Genomic DNA, 17082 nt, shown 5'->3' with positions numbered 1-17082 from the left:
AGCCGCTGACCGCGGCGTCCGGAGCACTAGGATGGTCGGGTGTCCCGATCCTCGTCCTCGCCGTCGCGCGTCCCGGTCGAGGAGCGCCTGTTCAGCCTCGTGCTGGCCCTGCTGGCGACCGAGAACGGCCTGACCAAGAGCGAGATCCTCTCGACGGTCCAGGGCTACCGGCAGCGCTACGCGCCGCACGGCGACAACTCCAGCCTCGAGCGGCAGTTCGAGCGCGACAAGGACGACATCCGCGAGCTCGGCGTCCCGCTCGAGACCGTCGAGTCGCCGGAGGCCGCCGGCAACAACCAGCTGCTGCGGTACCGCATCCCGAAGGGCGCGTACGACCTCCCGCAGGACGTCGTCTTCTCTCCGGCCGAGATCACGCTGCTCGGGCTCGCCGCCGCCGTCTGGCGGGAGGGGTCGCTGTCGGGGGAGTCGCGCCGCGCTCTCATGAAGCTGCGCTCGCTGGGCGTCGAGGCCGACGACCCGGTGGTCGGCTACGCGCCCCGGCTGCGCGTGCGCGAGAGCGCCTTCGACCCGCTCAGCCAGGCGCTCGAACGGCACGCGCTCGTGCAGTTCCCGTACCTCAAGCCCGGCGAGAGCGCGTCCCGCCTGCGCACGGTGGCGCCGCTCGCGCTCGTGCAGCACCAGGGCCGCTGGCATCTGCAGGGCATCGACCAGGAGGCGGGGGAGTCGCGCACCTTCCTGCTCTCGCGCATCGTCGGCCCGGTCAAGGTCACCGCGCGCACCTTCGAGCCGGAGGGCGACGACTTCGCCGCCAAGGCCCTTGCGGAGCTGGAGCGCATCTGGGAGGCGAACGTCGCCGAGATCGAGGTCACCGCCGGCACCGACGCGGCGACCCGGCTGCGCAAGCGCTACGGCGACGCCGTGCCCGCGGACGCCGGCGCCGGCTCGTTCCGGCTGACCGTCAACTTCTCCGACCTCAACATCCTCGCCGACCAGCTCGCCGCCTTCGGGCCGGAGGTCCTGGTGCTGTCGCCGCCCGCACTGCGCGAGAACGTGCTGCAGCGCCTCCTCGCGACGGCGCGGGCCCACGAGGGCGATGGACCGGACCACGAACGGGAGGCCGCGCATGGCTGAGCGCAGGCGCCCGATGCAGGCGCAGGACAAGCTCGCCTTCCTGCTCGCGCTCGTGCCGTACCTGATGGACCGCGACCGGGTCGGTGTGGCGGAGGCGGCGGAGCACTTCGGCGTCGACGAGGACCAGTTGCGCGACGCCGTGCGCCTGATCGCGGTGTCCGGCATCCCCGGCGAGACGAACGCCTACCAGCCGGGCGACCTGTTCGACATCTCGTGGGACGACTTCGAGGAGAACGACCAGATCATCCTCACCCACCAGGTGGCGATCGACGACTCGCCGCGGTTCTCCGCCCGCGAGGCGGCGGCGCTGATCGCGGGCCTGCAGTACCTCACGGCGCTGCCGGAGAACGCCGACCGCGACGTCATCGGCTCCCTGATGGCGAAGCTCGCGCGCGGGGCCTCCGCCGCCCCCAGCCAGGTCGCCGTGGCCAGCTCGGAGACCGACGCGGCCCTCGCGACCATCCGCGAGGCCGTGATCGCGGGCACGCAGCTGGAGTTCGACTACCTCAGCTCGCGCGGCGAGCGGGAGCGTCGCCGCGTCGACCCGCTGCGCGTCGAGTCGGTCGACCAGGACTGGTACCTGCGCGGCTGGGACCACCTCCGCACCGCCATCCGCACGTTCCGCCTCGACCGGATCGACGGACTGGTGACCACGGACGAGCCGATCACCTACCGGCCGGGCGACGTGAAGCTCCCCGAGACCCTGTTCACCGGGACGCCGGAGGATCAGCTCGTCACCGTCGAGGTGTCGGCGTCGGCCATCCCGCTGATCGAGGACTACATCCCGGAGGGCGCCGCCCGCGATGAGCGCGACGGGATCGTGCGCACCAGCGTGCGCGTCGCCCACTTCCACGGCCTCAAGCGTCTGGTCGCCGGCCTGTCCGGGGTGCTGACCGTGCTCGACCCGCCCGAGGCGCGGCGCGTCGTCGCGGAGTGGGCCCGCGCCGGCGCCGACCGCTACCGCTAAGCTCGCTCGCATGCCCTGGTGGTCGTGGCTCCTCATCTGGACCGTGCTCGTGCTCGGTCTGCTCGGCATGCTCGGGTTCTTCGCATGGTGGCTGTTCCGCAAGCTCATGGCCGCCGCGGACGAGGCCTCCGCCCTGTTCGAGAAGACGGAGGTGCTGAGCCGCCGGGCCGAGGAGCTCGCCGACGACTTCCACCCCGCCGTCTTCGCCGACGCCACGCATCTCGGGGCCGAGCGCACGCAAGCGAAGACCGAGCGTGCCCGCGCAAGGCAAGCTCGCAGGGACGCCAGGGTCCTACGCGGTAAACTTCTCGTGCGTGCGGACCCTCACCGCATCGCGATTCCGACTCGAAGGACGTGAACCCATGCTCGGCGGACTCACCGGATGGCACCTGCTCATCATCCTCGCCGTGATCCTGCTGCTGTTCGGCGCGCCCAAGCTGCCGGCCCTCGCCAAGAGCATCGGCCAGTCGATGCGCATCTTCAAGGGCGAGGTCGACGAGCTGAAGAAGGACGGCAAGAGCGATAACGCAGCGGCCACCACGGGCGACACGACTCCGGGCACCGCGACGCCGGGTGTCGCCCCGGCCGCCCCCACCGGCACCGACAGCTCCACCGAGTCCAAGCCGAAGTAGCCCGGTGGCCTCCAAGAAGCGAGGCACGAACAGCGAAGGGCGGATGTCGCTCGCCGAGCACTTCATCGAGCTTCGCAAGCGCCTCTTCCGTTCCGCGCTGGCCCTCCTGGTCGGCGCCGTCATCGGCTGGTTCCTCGCCGACTTCGTGATGAACGCCCTGCGGGGCCCGATCACCGCGATCGCCGAGCAGCAGGGCCGCGATGCGATGCTCAACTACGACAGCATCACCGGCGCCTTCGACCTCAAGATGCAGGTCGCCATCACGATCGGCGCCGTCATCTCCAGCCCGGTCTGGCTGTACCAGATCTGGGCGTTCTTCGTGCCGGCGATGACCCGCAAAGAGCTGAAGTACGCGTTCGGGTTCTTCTTCACGGCCGTCCCGCTGTTCATCGCCGGGGGAGTGGTCGGCTGGCTGCTCGTGCCGCACATCGTCAGCCTGCTCACCAGCTTCGCCCCGGAGCAGGATGCCGCGATCATCCTGGCCAAGACCTACTTCGACTTCATCCTCAAGCTGGTGCTGGCCGTCGGCATCGCGTTCGTCCTGCCGGTGTTCCTCGTGCTGCTCAACTTCGTCGGCGTGCTCAGCGCGAAGTCGATCATCGCGTCGTGGCGCTGGGCGCTCATCCTGATCGTCCTCTTCACAGCGATCGCCACTCCGGCGGCCGACGTGCTGTCGATGTTCCTGCTCGCCATCCCGATGGTGCTGCTGTACTTCGCCGCCTACGGGGTGGCCTGGCTGCACGACCGACGGGCCGTCAAGGCGCAAGCCCGGCTGGAAGCCGAACTGGCGGCATAGTCTGGACGCGTGACCGACCAGCAGCTCTCCCCGGCCGAGCGCTTCGCCGCCTCCCGGCAGCGCGCCAATCAGCCCCTGCTCGAGACGTTCCGGGCCGGCCTGCGGTTCGACCTCGACCCGTTCCAGCGGGAGGCGTGCGCCAGCCTCGAGAACGGCCACAGCGTGCTGGTCGCCGCGCCCACCGGCGCCGGCAAGACCATCGTCGCCGAGTTCGCGGTGTTCCTCGCGATGCGCGACCCGTATGCCAAGGTGTTCTACACGACTCCGATGAAGGCGCTGAGCAACCAGAAGTTCCAGGAGTTCGTGGAGGCGTACGGCGCCGAGTCCGTCGGCCTCCTGACCGGCGACACCAACATCAACTCGCACGCGCGCATCGTGGTCATGACGACCGAGGTGCTGCGCAACATGCTCTACGCCGACTCCGACCTCCTGCCCGACCTCGCCTACGTGGTCATGGACGAGGTGCACTACCTGGCCGACCGGTTCCGCGGCGCCGTGTGGGAGGAGGTCATCATCCACCTTCCGTCCGAGGTGCGGATGGTCTCGCTCAGCGCCACCGTGTCGAACGCCGAGGAGTTCGGCGATTGGCTGCAGGCGGTCCGCGGCGACACGGACGTGATCGTGTCGGAGGAGCGCCCTGTGCCGCTGGAGCAGCACATCCTCATGCGGACCAAGCTGATCGACCTGTTCGACTCGTCGGGGCTGGCCGCCACGAACCGGGTGAACCCGGAGCTGGTTCAGATGGCGCGCTACGGCGGCCGGGTGCTCAGCAGCCGGCAGATGCGCGACGTCGGCCGCTACCACTCGCGCGGCGGCCGGCCGGACACCTTCCGGATGGACCGCGCCGAGCTCGTGCACCTGCTCGACGAGCGCAACCTCCTGCCCGCGATCTTCTTCATCTTCAGCCGCAACGGCTGCGACGCGGCGGTGCGGCAGACCCTGCGCGCCGGCGTGCGGCTCACCGAGGCGCACGAGCGGGAGGAGATCCGCGCGATCGTGGAAGAGCGCTGCCGCACCCTGCTCGACGAGGACCTCGCTGTGCTCGGCTACTGGGAGTGGCTCGAGGGCCTCGAGCGCGGCGTCGCGGCGCACCACGCGGGCATGCTCCCGGCCTTCAAGGAGGTGGTGGAGGAGCTGTTCCGCCGCAAGCTGGTGAAGGTCGTCTTCGCGACAGAGACACTGGCGCTGGGCATCAACATGCCGGCCCGCACGGTCGTGCTGGAGAAGCTGGAGAAGTTCAACGGCGAGGCGCGCGTGCCGATCACGCCGGGGGAGTACACCCAGCTGACGGGGCGCGCCGGCCGCCGCGGCATCGACGTCGAGGGGCACTCGGTGATCCAGTGGGAGGACGGGCTCGACCCGCAAGCCGTCGCCTCCCTCGCCTCCCGCCGCAGCTACCCGCTGAACTCCAGCTTCCGGCCGACGTACAACATGGCCGTCAACCTGATCGACCAGTTCGGCCGGCAGCGCACGCGCGAGATCCTCGAGTCGTCGTTCGCGCAGTTCCAGGCCGACCGCGCTGTCGTCGACCTCGCGCGCAAGGTGCGGCAGCAGGAGGAGTCGCTCGCCGGCTACGAGGAGGCCATGACCTGCCACCTCGGCGACTTCAAGGAGTACTCCGGCATCCGCCGCGAGCTGACCGACCTGGAGCGCAAGGGCGCGAGCATGGAGCACGCCTCGCGCGCCGACCGGGAGAAGCGCCAGCGCCGGCTCAACGCACTGCGCAAGCGGATGAAGGAGCACCCCTGCCACCGCTGCCCCGACCGCGAGAAGCACGCCAGGTGGGCGGAGCGGTACTGGAAGCTGCGTCGCGAGACCGACCGGCTGAGCGCCCAGATCCAGTCGCGCACGGGCGCGGTCGCCAAGGTGTTCGACCGCGTCTCCGACGTGCTGGGCGAGCTCGGCTACCTGACCGAGGAGGACGGCCAGACCGCCCTGACCGTGCACGGACGCACGCTCAAGCGCATCTACGGCGAGCGCGACCTCCTCGTCGCCGAGTGCCTGCGCCGCGGGGTGTGGAAGGAGCTGGACGCGCCGAGCCTCGCGGCGATGGCCTGCGCGCTGGTGTTCGAGCCGCGGCGCGACGAGGGGCTCGCGCACGACCGCAACCTGCCGCGCGGACCGTTCCGGCCCGCCCTGGACCGCACCACCGACCTGTGGAGCCGGCTGGACGACCTGGAGCGGGAGCACCGCCTCCCGGGCAGCGAGCCGCCGTCGACCGCGCTGGCGCTCGCGATGCACCTCTGGGCGAAGGGAGGCAGCCTCAACGCCGTGCTGTCGGAGGCCGACATGGCGGCCGGCGACTTCGTGCGCTGGGCCAAGCAGACGATCGACCTGCTCGATCAGCTCTCGCTCGTCGCACAGGGCAACGTCGGCCGCACGGCGCGGCAGGCGCTGGAGGCCATCCGCCGCGGGATCGTGGCGTACTCGTCTGTGGCGTGAGAGGCGGCTTGAGAGGTGGCCTGAGAGGCGGCCTCGGCAGGATGCCTTAGGCTCTCCCTTCGTGACCCGATCGCCCCGCGCCCCGCTTCCGCTGTGGCTCGCGGTGCTCGTGGCCGCCGCGGCGGGCCCCGTGCTCGACGCCGGGTTCCCGGACCGCGACTGGTGGCCGCTGACCTTCGTCGGGATCGCGATGGTGCTCCTCGCCCAGCGCGGCCGGCGGGCCGGCTCGGCGTTCCTCGTCGGGTGGCTGGCGGGGGAGTCGTTCTACCTCGTGCACGTCGCGTGGACCGCGCTCTATCTGGGCCCGATCCCGTGGATCGCCCTCTCGACGCTCGAGGCGCTGTTCTGGGGCGTCGGCGGCATCCTGATCACCCTGGCCTACCGCTGGGTGCCGCGGGCGTGGCCGACCCGGCTGGGGAGGCTGGGCCTCCTGCCCGTGATCGTCTCCGGGCTGTGGGTGCTGCGCGAGTACGTCACCGGGACCTGGCCGTACGGCGGGTTCTCCTGGGGCCGGGTCGCGGAATCGCAGTCGCAGAGCCCGTTCGCACCGCTCGTCGCCTGGCTGGGCATCTCGGGCGTCAGCTTCGTGATGGTGTGGCTGGTGGCGCTGATCGTCGAGCTGGCCTTCGCGACGCGGGTGCAGCTGTGGTGGCGCGGGGCGATCGCCCTCGGTGCGGTGGCGCTGGTACTGGCGATCCCGGCCTGGCCGGCGACCACCTCCGGGACCACCCGGATCGCGGCGGTGCAGGGCAACGGCCCGGCCGGCTACTTCGACAACGCGCCTCCCGGTGCTGTGCTCGACAGCCAGATCGCCGAGACGCAGAAGATCGAGGACGAGGACGTCGACATGGTCGTCTGGCCCGAGGGCGCCGCCCAGCCGGACCCGACCCGCGACCCCGACACCGCCGCGATCCTCGACGCGCTGAGCCGCCGTATGGACGCGCCCTTCATCGTCGGCACGATCACGTACCGCGACGGCGAGTATTTCAACACGTCGCTGCAGTGGGAGGCGGGCGAGGGAGCCGTCGACTACTACGACAAGAAGCACCCGGTGCCGTTCGGCGAGTACATCCCGGACCGCGCCTTCTGGCGGCCGTTCGCGCCCGACCTGATCGACCTCGTGCAGCGGGAGTACACGCCGGGCACCCGGGACAACGTCTTCGACGTGAACGGGGTGCGGGCGGGCATCTCGATCTGCTTCGACATCGTCGACGATCAGCTATTGACGGACATGATGCAGGGCGGCGCCCAGGTCATCCTGGCGCAGACGAACAACGCCGACTTCGGCCAGACCGACGAGAATCAGCAGCAGCTGGCGATCGCTCGGTTGCGCGCGATCGAGTCCGGGCGCGCGCTGGTCAACATCTCGACCGTGGGCAGCAGCCAGATCATCGCGCCGGACGGGAGCACCATCTCCCAGATCCCGCCGTTCAAGCCGGGTCACATGGTCGCGGACGTGCCGCTCGGCACCACGACGACGCCGGCGACGCTCCTGAGCCGGGGGATCGAGTACCTCGTCGCCGGTCTCGGCCTGTTCGGGCTGCTCATCGCCGCCGGTGCCCGCCGCTCACGCGACGAGGCCGCCCTCACCCTGCGGTGAGGACGGCCTCGGACGCCTGACGTCAGGCGCGCGCCTGAATCAGGCGGTGTGCTTGTGCTCGCTGGTCCCGCGGCGGGCCCGAAGGTACTGCAGCCGCTCCTCGAGCAGCTCCTCCAGCTCGGCGCGCGTACGGCGCTCGAGCAGCATGTCCCAGTGGCTGCGCGGCGTCTTCACGTCGCCGTGGTCCACCTCGACGGGGGTGTCGTTGACAAGCAGCCGGGCCTCGTGGCCGCAGTGCTTGCACTCCCAGGTCTCAGGGGCCTCCGCCTCGGCGGAGAAGACCATGTCGGTCTCCTGGCCGCACACGGTGCACTTGTACGAATAACGGGTACGCGGTGAATAAACGACGCCTTCTTCGCTCTGTAAGCTCTGGGCGCCGAGCCTCATTCCGCGCAAGCTGCGATCTGCCATTGTGTGGTCTCCTCTTCGCGCGAATCCTCACCGTTATAAACCGTCAAGCTGGGGATTCTCTTTCCCGGGGCGGGGTTCTCCCAGCCCTCTCACAGAACGCACGGTGCCCTCACAGGGGGCGCGCGCGGCGCGTGGCGGCTCCTGGCGGCTCCTGGCCGCTCAGCCGAGGGTGCGGGAGTCGACCAGCGCCTTGAGCAGGTCGCAGCGGTCGCTGACCAGGCCGTCGACGCCGAGGTCGAGGAGTCGGATCATGTCGGCGGCGTCGTTCACCGTCCAGACGTGCACCTCCACGCCGGCGGCCTGGATCGCGGCCACCGTGCGCGGGGTGACGAGCTGCACCGGACCGCGCCGCTCGGGGATCTGCACGGCGTCGAAGCCGCGCAGCGTCCGGCGCACCGCCGAGCCGAGACCGGCCTTCGCCGCGGCGAGGGCCGGCGCGACCTCGGCGACAGAGGGGGAGGTGGCCACGCCGGGCAGCTCCCGCTCGACCGCCTCACGCCGGGACTTCGCGAAGCTCGTGATCAGCACCCGGTCGGTCGCGCGGGCGTCGCGGATCGCGGCGGCGGTCGGGGCCGCGGCGCGCTCGTCCTTCACGTCGATGTTGAAGCGCGCCTGCGGGAAGGCCTCGAGCGCCTCCGCGAGGGAGCAGAAGCCCTGCCCGTGCCCGAGGTCGATCCGGCGCAGCTCGCTCATGGTGAGGTGGCCGACGCCGGCCTCACGGCCGGCGACCCGGCGGAGATCGGGGTCGTGGCTGATCACCGCGACGCCGTCCGCGGAGGCGTGGACGTCGGTCTCGAGGTGGGTGGCGCCCGCCGCGAGCGCCTTGAGGAACGCCAGCAGCGTGTTCTCGGGCGCGTCGAGGGCGAGCCCGCGGTGCGCGATGACGCGCGGCCGCGGGCCGTCGAGGAAGGTCATGCCTGCGGTGCCTGCCCGGGCGCTGCTGCGGCGGGGTCGCCCTCCGGACGTGCGCCACGCTCGCCGAACGCCTGGCCGATGCCCTTGAGCGCCTCGGTCAGCTCGCTCGGGATGATCCAGAGCTTGTTCGACGCGCCCTCCGCCAGCTTGGGCAGGGTCTGCAGATACTGGTAGGCGAGCAGGAGGTTGTCGGGGTTGCCCTCGTGGATGGCGCCGAACACCGTGGTGATCGCCTGCGCCTCGCCCTCGGCGCGGAGCACCGCGGCCTTGGCGTCGCCCTCCGCGCGGAGGATGGCGGCCTGACGCAGGCCCTCCGCGTTGAGGATCTCGGACTGCTTGGTGCCCTCGGCGGTGAGGATGAGCGCGCGGCGGTCCCGCTCGGCGCGCATCTGCTTCTCCATCGAGTCCTGGATGGACGCGGGCGGGTCGATCGCCTTGAGCTCGACCCGGGAGACGCGGATGCCCCACTTGCCGGTCGCCTCGTCGAGGACGATGCGGAGCTGGCCGTTGATGTTGTCGCGGCTGGTCAGCGCCTCCTCCAGGTTGAGGCCGCCGACGACGTTGCGGAGGGTGGTCGTGGTGAGCTGCTCGACCGCGCCGAGGTAGTTGGCGATCTCGTACGTGGCGGCCCGGGCGTCGGTCACCTGGAAGTAGACGACTGTGTCGATCGAGACGACGAGGTTGTCCTCGGTGATCACGGGCTGGGGCGGGAACGACACCACCTGCTCGCGCATGTCGATCAGCGGGCGCACCTTGTCGATGAAGGGCACGACGACGTTGAGGCCCGGGTTGAGCGTCTTGTGGTACCGGCCGAGCCGCTCCACGACCCCCGCCCGCGCCTGCGGGATGATGCGGATCGCCTTGAACAGGGTGACCAGCACGAAGATCACGATGACCAGCACGATCACCGAGACGACGATGATCGTGGTCAGCTGACCGGCGTCGCTCACGACGCGCTCCTTTCGGTGATGCCGTCGGCGCCCGACGACACGGGGGAGGGCGCGACGACGGCCGTCGCCCCTTCGATGGACACGACGACGACGTGCTCGCCGGGGACCAGTTCGTCCGGCCCGGTGTGCGGCTGCGCGAGCCGCGACGTCCAGGTCTCGCCGATGGCGAGCTTCACCTGGCCGGTGGTGCGCGAGACGGTCGAGACGACGATCCCGCCCATGCCGATCAGCGCGGCGACGTTGCTCTTGGCCGGATCGCCGCCGCGCCGCAGCACGCGCAGCAGCGGCGGCCGGATGAAGAAGACCAGCACGATCGAGAGCGCCGCCGCGATGAGCAGCTGCAGCCACCACGGCGCGCCGAACGCGCCGGAGACCAGGCCGCCCACGCTGCCGACCGCGATCATGAGGAAGACCAGGTCGAGCGTCAGCATCTCGATGACGACGAAGATCAGGATCAGGACGAGCCACCCGATCCACGCGAAGGATTGGATGTCCATGACGGGCTCCCTTCACTGCGCTGCTGCCTCGACCGTAGCAGGTGGGCCAGCCGGGAGACGGAACCCACTTGGTAGTCTCAGGGAGCAGTCCCCAACGTCTCAAGGAGTCTTACGTGACCAACCCCCTCGCCTCCGGGTCCCTCGACGGAAAACGCGCGCTCGTCACCGGATCGTCGCGCGGGATCGGCGCCGACACCGCGCAGTACCTCGCCGAGGCCGGCGCGAGCGTCGTCATCAACTACCGCAACAAGGAGGCGCGCGCGGTCAAGCTGGCCGACGCCATCCGCGAGCAGGGCGGCACGGCGCTCGTCGTCGGCGCCGACCTCACCGACCCGGCCTCTGTCGCCGCGATGTTCGACACCGTGCAGCGCGAGTGGGGCGGCCTCGACCTCCTCGTCCTCAATGCCTCCGGCGGCATGGAGTCCGGCATGGCGGAGGACTACGCCATGCAGCTCAACCGCGACGCACAGGTGAACACGCTGACCGCGGCACTGCCGCTGCTCGCCGCGGGCTCGCGAGTGGTGTTCGTGACCAGCCACCAGGCGCACTTCATCCGCACGACGCCGACGATGCCCGAGTACGAGGCCGTGGCGCTGAGCAAGCGCGCGGGCGAGGACGCCCTCCGCGCGCTCCTCCCGACGCTGGAGGAGAAGGGCGTCGAGTTCGTCGTCGTCTCCGGCGACATGATCGAGGGCACCATCACCGCGACGCTGCTCAACCGGCTGAACCCGGGCGCGATCGACGCCCGCAAGGAGGCGGCGGGCAAGCTCTACAACGTCGGCGAGTTCGCCGCCGAGATCGCCGCGGCGGCGGTCGACCCCATCCCGGCCGACCACACCCGCCTCGTCGGCGACGTGTCGAGCTTCACGCCGGTCGCCGAATGAGGGCGGCCGACCTCGGACTGCTGACCGGCGTCTCCGCCCCGACGGTCCACCCGGGCGGTCAGCGCGCGGTCGTCTCGGTCACGCACCCCTCGCTGGAGGCGGACGCGACCGTCGGGCAGCTGTGGACCGTCCCGCTCACCGGGCACGCGGCCCCGCGCCGGCTGACCCGCGGCTTCCGCGACACGGCGGCGCAGTTCTCGCCGGACGGGCGGCTGCTCGCGTTCCTGCGGGCGGCCCCCTCGGCTGCTCCGCAGCTCGTCGTGATGGACGCCGCCGGCGGCGAGCCCGTCGCCGTGACCGACCGAAAGCTGGGCGTGACCGAGTTCGCGTGGGCGCCCGACGGGCGCTCGCTGGCCTTCGTCAGCCGCGTGCCGGAGCAGGGGCGCTACGGCACCGTCGAGGGCATCGACGCGAACAGCGAGCCCGCCCGGCGCATCCGCACGCTCAAGTACCAGGCCAACGGCGTCGGCTACACGAACGACCGCCGGGCGCACGTCTTCGTGGTGGCCGTGCCGGACGTGTGGGGCGAGCCGCCGGTGAAGCCGGTGGCCGAGGCGGACGGCTCGACCGCTCCCGAGCCCACCGTGCCGGAGGCGGCGCAGCTGACGACCGGCGATGGGGAGGACGGCACCATCGCGTTCTCGCCCGACGGTCGCACGCTGGCCTTCGTGTCGGCGCGGCACGAGACGCGCGACGACGACCTCCGCGCCGACGTGTACCTGCTGCCGGTGGACGGCTCCGCCGAGCCGCGGAACGTCACCGGCGAGCACGGCGCCGTCTCCGCCTCGGCCGTCGCCTACGGACTGAACGGGGTGCTGTACTACGCGGCGCAGGAGCTGGGGGAGACCGGGCGCGACTTCGTGGCCCGCAACGCCGCCCTGTATGCGATCGAGCCCGGCGGGGCCGCCCCGCGCCGGCTGACCGACCCGGAGACCGTCGACCTGACGGAGTCCGACATCGTCGCCTCCCGCGACGACGCCGTGCTCGTCCGCGACCGGCGGCGCGGCGCGCTCGTGCTGACCGAGGTCGACGCGGCCGGGGAGTCCCGCGTGCTGACGGACGAGCGCACCGTGGTCACGGGTGTCGGGGTCGCCGGCGAGATCGTCGTCGCGAGCGTCTCGGACGCGCGGACGGCCGGCGACGTCGCGCTCGTGACCGGTGACGGCCTCCGCACCCTCACGGACTTCTCACGGGAGCTGCGGGAGGCGGGTATCCTCGCGCAGCGCGAGCTCACCGTGACGGGCCGCGACGGCTACCCGATCCACGGCTGGGTCGTCGTGCCGGAGGGGGAGGGGCCGCACCCGGTCCTGCTCAACATCCACGGCGGGCCGTACGCGTCGTACACCGCGGCGCTGTTCGACGAGGCGCAGGTGTACGCGGCGGCGGGCTATGCGGTCGTCATGTGCAATCCGCGCGGTGCAGCCGGCTACGGCCAGGAGCACGGGCGCGTCATCCGGCAGCGGATGGGCACGGTCGACCTCGACGACGTGCTCGACTACCTCGACGGGGCGATCGCCGGGGTCCCCGGCCTCGATGGCGAGCGGGTGGGCATCATGGGCGGGTCGTACGGCGGCTACCTGACCGCGTGGACCATCGCGCACGACCACCGGTTCGCCGCGGCGATCGTGGAGCGCGGCTTCCTCGACCCGGAGGCCTTCGTCGGGACGAGCGACATCGGCAGCTTCTTCGGCGACGAGTACGTCGGAACCGACCCCGAGCTGATGCGGTCGCAGAGCCCGCAGGCCGTGGTCGGGCAGGTCTCCACTCCGACGCTGGTGCTGCACTCGGCCGCGGACCTCCGTTGCCCGCTCAGCCAGGCGGAGCGGTACTACGCGGCCCTCAAGCGCAACGGCGTGGAGGCGGAGCTCGTCGTCTTCCCGGGCGAGGACCACGAGTTGAGCCGGTCGGGCCGTCCGCGCCACCGCCGGCAGCGTTTCGACGTGATCCTCGACTGGTGGGCGCACCACCTCCCGAGCCCCGTCAACCGCGCGTAGCGAACCATCGAGTACGCGAAGAATGCCCCGCGGGATCGAACCCACGGGGCATTCTGCGCGTAGTCGGCGGCTGCTCAGGTCGCCGGGGCGGGGGAGGTGGCGCGCAGGGCGTCGCGACCGAAGGTGAAGGCGCGGACGATCCCGATGATCCCGAGCACGATCAGCGCGATCGCGGCGAACAGCAGGAGGAATGCCGCCGAGGACACGGGCAGGACGAGCACGACCAGTCCGGCGAGGATGCTGATGATGCCGTAGGCGATCGCCCAGCCCGAGGACGCGGCGCGCCCCGACTCCACCAGCGCCATGACGCCTTCGATGATCCAGCCGATGCCGATGAAGGCGACCGCGAGGATCACCAGCGTGGTCGCAGCCGCCGTCACGTTCTTGAGCGCGACGATGCCGGCGATCACGAGCAGCACGCCGAGGATGATGTTGAGCGTCCGGATGCCCCCGCCGATGCCGCGGCTGAAGACCCCGATGCCGATGCGCATGATGCCCGCGACGAGGAAGTAGATGCCGAGGAAGATCGCGAGCACGGCGAGCGTCTTCTCCGGCCAGAACAGCAGCACGACGCCGAGCACGACCGCGACTCCGCCGCTGATGCCGAGCGCGGCGCGGATGCCGTTGATGGCGGACCGCGTCATGCTCCTGGCGTCGAGCTGCAGGTCGTGGAGGACGGCGTCGGCGGGATCGGTGAAGGTCATCGCACACCCCTTTCGTGGCGGGCCGCCGCATGCGGCCCCTCAGGGCCGAGGCTAGTGCGCGCGGGCGCCGCCTGTCAGGGGGCAATCGCGGCGCGGTGGCGCGCCCCGGCCGTCGGCGGTGTGAACTACGGTGGAGGCTGCGACGACCACGAGGGGGAGCCGATGACCATCGCGCCGACGACGGAGCCGGCTGCGGCCGACACGCACGACCTGATCCGGGTGCAGGGCGCCCGCGAGAACAACCTCAAGGAGGTCAGCGTCGACCTCCCGAAGCGCCGGCTGACGGTCTTCACCGGCGTCTCCGGCTCGGGCAAGAGCTCGCTGGTGTTCGGCACGATCGCCGCGGAGTCGCAGCGGCTGATCAACGAGACCTACAGCGCCTTCGTGCAGGGCTTCATGCCGACGCTCGCCCGGCCCGACGTCGACCTGCTCGAGGGCCTGACCACCGCGATCATCGTCGACCAGGAGCGCATGGGCGCCAACGCCCGCTCGACGGTCGGCACGGCGACGGACGCGAACGCGCTGCTGCGCATCCTGTTCAGCCGGCTGGGGGAGCCGCACATCGGCTCCCCGAACGCGTTCTCGTTCAACGTGGCGTCGGTCCGCGGCGACCGCGCCGTCACGATCGAGCGCGGGTCGAACACGCAGCTGCAGGACAGCTTCACCATCACAGGCGGCATGTGCCCGCGCTGCGAGGGGATGGGCAGCGTCACCTCCATCGACCTCGCCGAGCTGTACGACGAGACGAAGTCGCTGGCCGAGGGCGCGATCACGGTACCCGGCTACACCGCCGACGGCTGGTCGGTGCGCATCTACGCCGAGTCGGGGTTCGTCGACCCGGCGAAGCCGATCCGCGACTTCAGCGAGCAGGAGCTCCACGACTTCCTGTACAAGGAGCCGGTCAAGGTCAAGATCAGCGGCATCAACATGTCGTACGAGGGCCTGGTGCCCAAGGTGCAGAAGTCGATGCTGTCGAAGGACAAGGAGGCGATGCAGCCGCACATCCGCGCCTTCGTCGACCGGGCGGTCACCTACACCGCCTGCCCCGACTGCGGCGGCACGCGACTCAACGAGGGCGCCCGCTCCTCCCGCATCCGCGGCGTCAACATCGCGGACGTGTGCGCGATGCAGATCAGCGACCTCGCCGAATGGGTGCGCGGTCTCGACGAGCCCGGCGTGGCGCCCCTCCTCGCGACGCTGCGCCAGACCCTCGACTCGTTCGTGGAGATCGGGCTCGGCTACCTGTCGCTCGACCGGCCCTCCGGCACGCTCTCGGGCGGGGAGGCGCAGCGCACCAAGATGATCCGGCACCTCGGCTCGGCGCTCACCGACATCACGTACGTCTTCGACGAGCCGACGGCGGGCCTCCACCCGCACGACATCCAGCGCATGAACCGGCTGCTGCGGCAGCTGCGCGACAAGGGCAACACCGTGCTCGTGGTCGAGCACAAGCCGGAGACGATCGCGATCGCCGACCACGTGGTCGACCTCGGACCGGGCGCAGGGCCGGCGGGCGGCACTGTGTGCTTCGAGGGGTCGGTGGAGGAGCTGACGGCGAGCGGCACGCTGACCGGGCGGCACCTGGGTGATCGCACCACGGTGAAGCAGGAGGTCCGCACGCCGACCGGCGCGCTGGAGATCCGTGGCGCCACGGCGAACAACCTGCAGGACGTCGACGTGGACATCCCACTCGGCGTGCTCGTCGTCGTCACCGGGGTTGCCGGATCGGGCAAGAGCTCGCTGATCCACGGCTCGGTGCCTGCGGGGGCGGGCGTCGTGTCGGTCGATCAGGGCGCGATCCGCGGCTCGCGTCGCAGCAACCCCGCGACCTACACGGGACTGCTGGAGCCGATCCGCAAGGCGTTCGCCAAGGCCAACGGCGTCAAGCCGGCGCTGTTCAGCGCGAACTCCGAGGGCGCCTGCCCGGTGTGCAACGGCAACGGCGTCATCTACACGGACCTCGGCATCATGCAGGGCGTCGCGACGACGTGCGAAGAGTGCGGCGGCAAGCGGTTCCAGGCATCGGTGCTGGAGTACAAGCTGGGCGGCAAGGACATCAGCGAGGTGCTCGCCATGCCGGTGAGCGAGGCCGAGGACTTCTTCTCGACGGGGGAGGGTCGCGTGCCCGCGGTGCACGCGATCCTGCAGCGGCTGGAGGATGTCGGGCTCGGCTACCTGACGCTGGGCCAGCCGCTGACCACGCTCTCGGGCGGCGAGCGGCAGCGGCTCAAGCTCGCCATCCACATGGCGGAGAAGGGCGGCGTCTACGTGCTCGACGAGCCGACCACGGGCCTGCACCTGGCCGATGTGGAGCAGCTGCTCGGCCTGCTGGACCGGCTGGTCGATGCGGGCAAGTCGGTCATCGTGATCGAGCACCACCAGGCGGTGATGGCCCACGCGGACTGGATCATCGACCTCGGCCCGGGAGCCGGCCACGACGGCGGTCGTATCGTGTTCGAGGGAACGCCCGCGCAGCTGGTCGCGGACGCCTCCACCCTGACCGGTCAGCACCTGGCCGCATACGTGAGCGGAGCCGGCGTCGACGGCGCCGGCCTGAAGGGAGCGCATTCGTGAAGCAGAGCCGACCCACCGGCAGCGTCGCACGGCCGGGAGACCGGCCGGAGGGCCGCTACCGGTTCAGCGACCGGTTCATCAAGCGCTGGACGGCCATCCTGCTGGTCGCGATGGGAGTGATCGTCGTCGCGGGGTTCGTCATGGGCTTCCTCAGCGACGAGGTGTCGGGGGAGGCGGGGGAGACCCTGGCGAACGCCGCCATCGCCGTCGTGGTCGCCGGGTTCGTGCTCCCGCTGATGGTGGCGGCGATCCTCGGCGGGGAGGCGCTCAAGCCGGGCGCCGGGTTCATCGGCTTCGGGCTGATCCTCGGGGTGCTGCTGCTGGCGACGACGCTCGCCGAGGCGACCCGCGGGTTCTACGGGTCATGGGCGCCGGCCGCGTTCTGGGCCGGCGTGGTGCTGATCGTCGGCTGCGGCATCGGGTTCTGGCTGGTCGGCTTCGCGGCGAAGGTTCCGATGTGGCTCCAGCTGCCGTTCCTGGGGTCTCCGCGCGTGTACACGCAGGGGGAGTCGGAGCGGCCGGGGGACGCCAATCTGGGCCGCAAGAGGGGCGCGCGGCGCGGAGAGGGGACCCGCGGCTGAAATATCAGCCGGAGTGCTCGCTGAACGCGGTCATTCCTGTCAC

Annotated in this window: 16 protein-coding genes; 11 read left to right on the top strand and 5 right to left on the bottom strand. The window is 71.1% G+C overall.

The window, feature by feature from the left end; all coding sequences use genetic code 11:
- Window positions 1-39 precede the first annotated feature (39 nt).
- From P5G50_RS12885 to lnt, 7 genes are all read left to right on the top strand, one after another.
- On the top strand, window positions 40-1092 hold the full coding sequence (locus P5G50_RS12885) for a helix-turn-helix transcriptional regulator (protein WP_301208468.1): 1053 nt from the start codon (window positions 40-42) through the stop codon (window positions 1090-1092).
- Window positions 1085-2059 (top strand): helix-turn-helix transcriptional regulator, encoded by a 975-nt coding sequence (locus tag P5G50_RS12880; RefSeq protein WP_301208469.1) that lies wholly within the window; start codon window positions 1085-1087, stop codon window positions 2057-2059. The genes P5G50_RS12885 and P5G50_RS12880 overlap by 8 nt, the downstream gene beginning before the upstream one ends.
- A 10-nt stretch (window positions 2060-2069) precedes the next feature.
- Window positions 2070-2417 (top strand): hypothetical protein, encoded by a 348-nt coding sequence (locus P5G50_RS12875; protein ID WP_301208470.1) that lies wholly within the window; start codon window positions 2070-2072, stop codon window positions 2415-2417.
- Between the two features lie 4 nt (window positions 2418-2421).
- Window positions 2422-2691 carry a Sec-independent protein translocase subunit TatA gene (gene tatA, locus P5G50_RS12870; protein ID WP_301208471.1) on the top strand — a complete coding sequence of 90 codons (270 nt, stop codon included), beginning with the start codon at window positions 2422-2424 and terminating at the stop codon, window positions 2689-2691.
- Window positions 2692-2734: 43 nt separating this feature from the next.
- Entirely contained in the window at window positions 2735-3487 is a 753-nt protein-coding gene (gene tatC / locus P5G50_RS12865; RefSeq protein WP_301209387.1) for a twin-arginine translocase subunit TatC, read from the top strand.
- A 9-nt stretch (window positions 3488-3496) separates the two neighbouring features.
- Window positions 3497-5929, top strand: a complete 2433-nt coding sequence (locus P5G50_RS12860; protein ID WP_301208472.1) for a DEAD/DEAH box helicase — start codon at window positions 3497-3499, stop codon at window positions 5927-5929.
- A gap of 61 nt (window positions 5930-5990) precedes the next feature.
- On the top strand, window positions 5991-7529 hold the full coding sequence (gene lnt / locus P5G50_RS12855) for an apolipoprotein N-acyltransferase (protein WP_301208473.1): 1539 nt from the start codon (window positions 5991-5993) through the stop codon (window positions 7527-7529).
- A 39-nt stretch (window positions 7530-7568) separates the two neighbouring features.
- Here lnt and P5G50_RS12850 read toward each other — a convergent pair whose 3' ends face one another.
- The 4 genes from P5G50_RS12850 to P5G50_RS12835 all read right to left on the bottom strand — a co-directional run bounded on the left by P5G50_RS12850 (window position 7569) and on the right by P5G50_RS12835 (window position 10302).
- A complete protein-coding gene (locus P5G50_RS12850) occupies window positions 7569-7940 on the bottom strand; it encodes an RNA polymerase-binding protein RbpA (protein ID WP_301208474.1) in 372 nt (123 codons plus the stop codon).
- A gap of 159 nt (window positions 7941-8099) precedes the next feature.
- Window positions 8100-8855, bottom strand: coding sequence for a glycerophosphodiester phosphodiesterase family protein (locus P5G50_RS12845; RefSeq protein WP_301208475.1), 756 nt, complete (start codon window positions 8853-8855; stop codon window positions 8100-8102).
- Complete coding sequence (locus P5G50_RS12840) at window positions 8852-9805, bottom strand: SPFH domain-containing protein (protein WP_301208476.1); 954 nt, start codon at window positions 9803-9805, stop codon at window positions 8852-8854. Before P5G50_RS12840 ends, P5G50_RS12845 begins: the two co-directional genes overlap by 4 nt.
- Entirely contained in the window at window positions 9802-10302 is a 501-nt protein-coding gene (locus tag P5G50_RS12835; RefSeq protein ID WP_301208477.1) for an NfeD family protein, read from the bottom strand. The genes P5G50_RS12840 and P5G50_RS12835 overlap by 4 nt, the downstream gene beginning before the upstream one ends.
- Before the next feature lie 113 nt (window positions 10303-10415).
- On the opposite strand from P5G50_RS12835, the gene P5G50_RS12830 reads away from it, so the two are divergent.
- Entirely contained in the window at window positions 10416-11186 is a 771-nt protein-coding gene (locus P5G50_RS12830) for an SDR family oxidoreductase (RefSeq protein WP_301208478.1), read from the top strand.
- Window positions 11183-13180 carry an alpha/beta hydrolase family protein gene (locus tag P5G50_RS12825; RefSeq protein WP_301208479.1) on the top strand — a complete coding sequence of 666 codons (1998 nt, stop codon included), beginning with the start codon at window positions 11183-11185 and terminating at the stop codon, window positions 13178-13180. The genes P5G50_RS12830 and P5G50_RS12825 overlap by 4 nt, the downstream gene beginning before the upstream one ends.
- A 74-nt stretch (window positions 13181-13254) precedes the next feature.
- Here the strand turns inward: P5G50_RS12825 and P5G50_RS12820 are convergent, their stop codons facing one another.
- Window positions 13255-13884 (bottom strand): HdeD family acid-resistance protein, encoded by a 630-nt coding sequence (locus P5G50_RS12820; RefSeq protein WP_301208480.1) that lies wholly within the window; start codon window positions 13882-13884, stop codon window positions 13255-13257.
- 162 nt (window positions 13885-14046) lie between these two features.
- On the opposite strand from P5G50_RS12820, the gene P5G50_RS12815 reads away from it, so the two are divergent.
- Window positions 14047-16458: an ATP-binding cassette domain-containing protein gene (locus P5G50_RS12815; RefSeq protein ID WP_301208481.1), complete on the top strand. Its 2412-nt coding sequence runs from the start codon at window positions 14047-14049 to the stop codon at window positions 16456-16458.
- On the top strand, window positions 16455-17039 hold the full coding sequence (locus P5G50_RS12810; RefSeq protein ID WP_301208482.1) for a hypothetical protein: 585 nt from the start codon (window positions 16455-16457) through the stop codon (window positions 17037-17039). The genes P5G50_RS12815 and P5G50_RS12810 overlap by 4 nt, the downstream gene beginning before the upstream one ends.
- Window positions 17040-17082 lie beyond the last annotated feature (43 nt).

It is taken from the genome of Leifsonia williamsii, from assembly GCF_030433685.1.
GTDB classification, from domain to species: domain Bacteria; phylum Actinomycetota; class Actinomycetes; order Actinomycetales; family Microbacteriaceae; genus Leifsonia; species Leifsonia williamsii.
The sequence above is the reverse complement of the archived record's forward strand: the minus strand, read 5'-3'. Positions and strand labels throughout refer to the sequence as shown.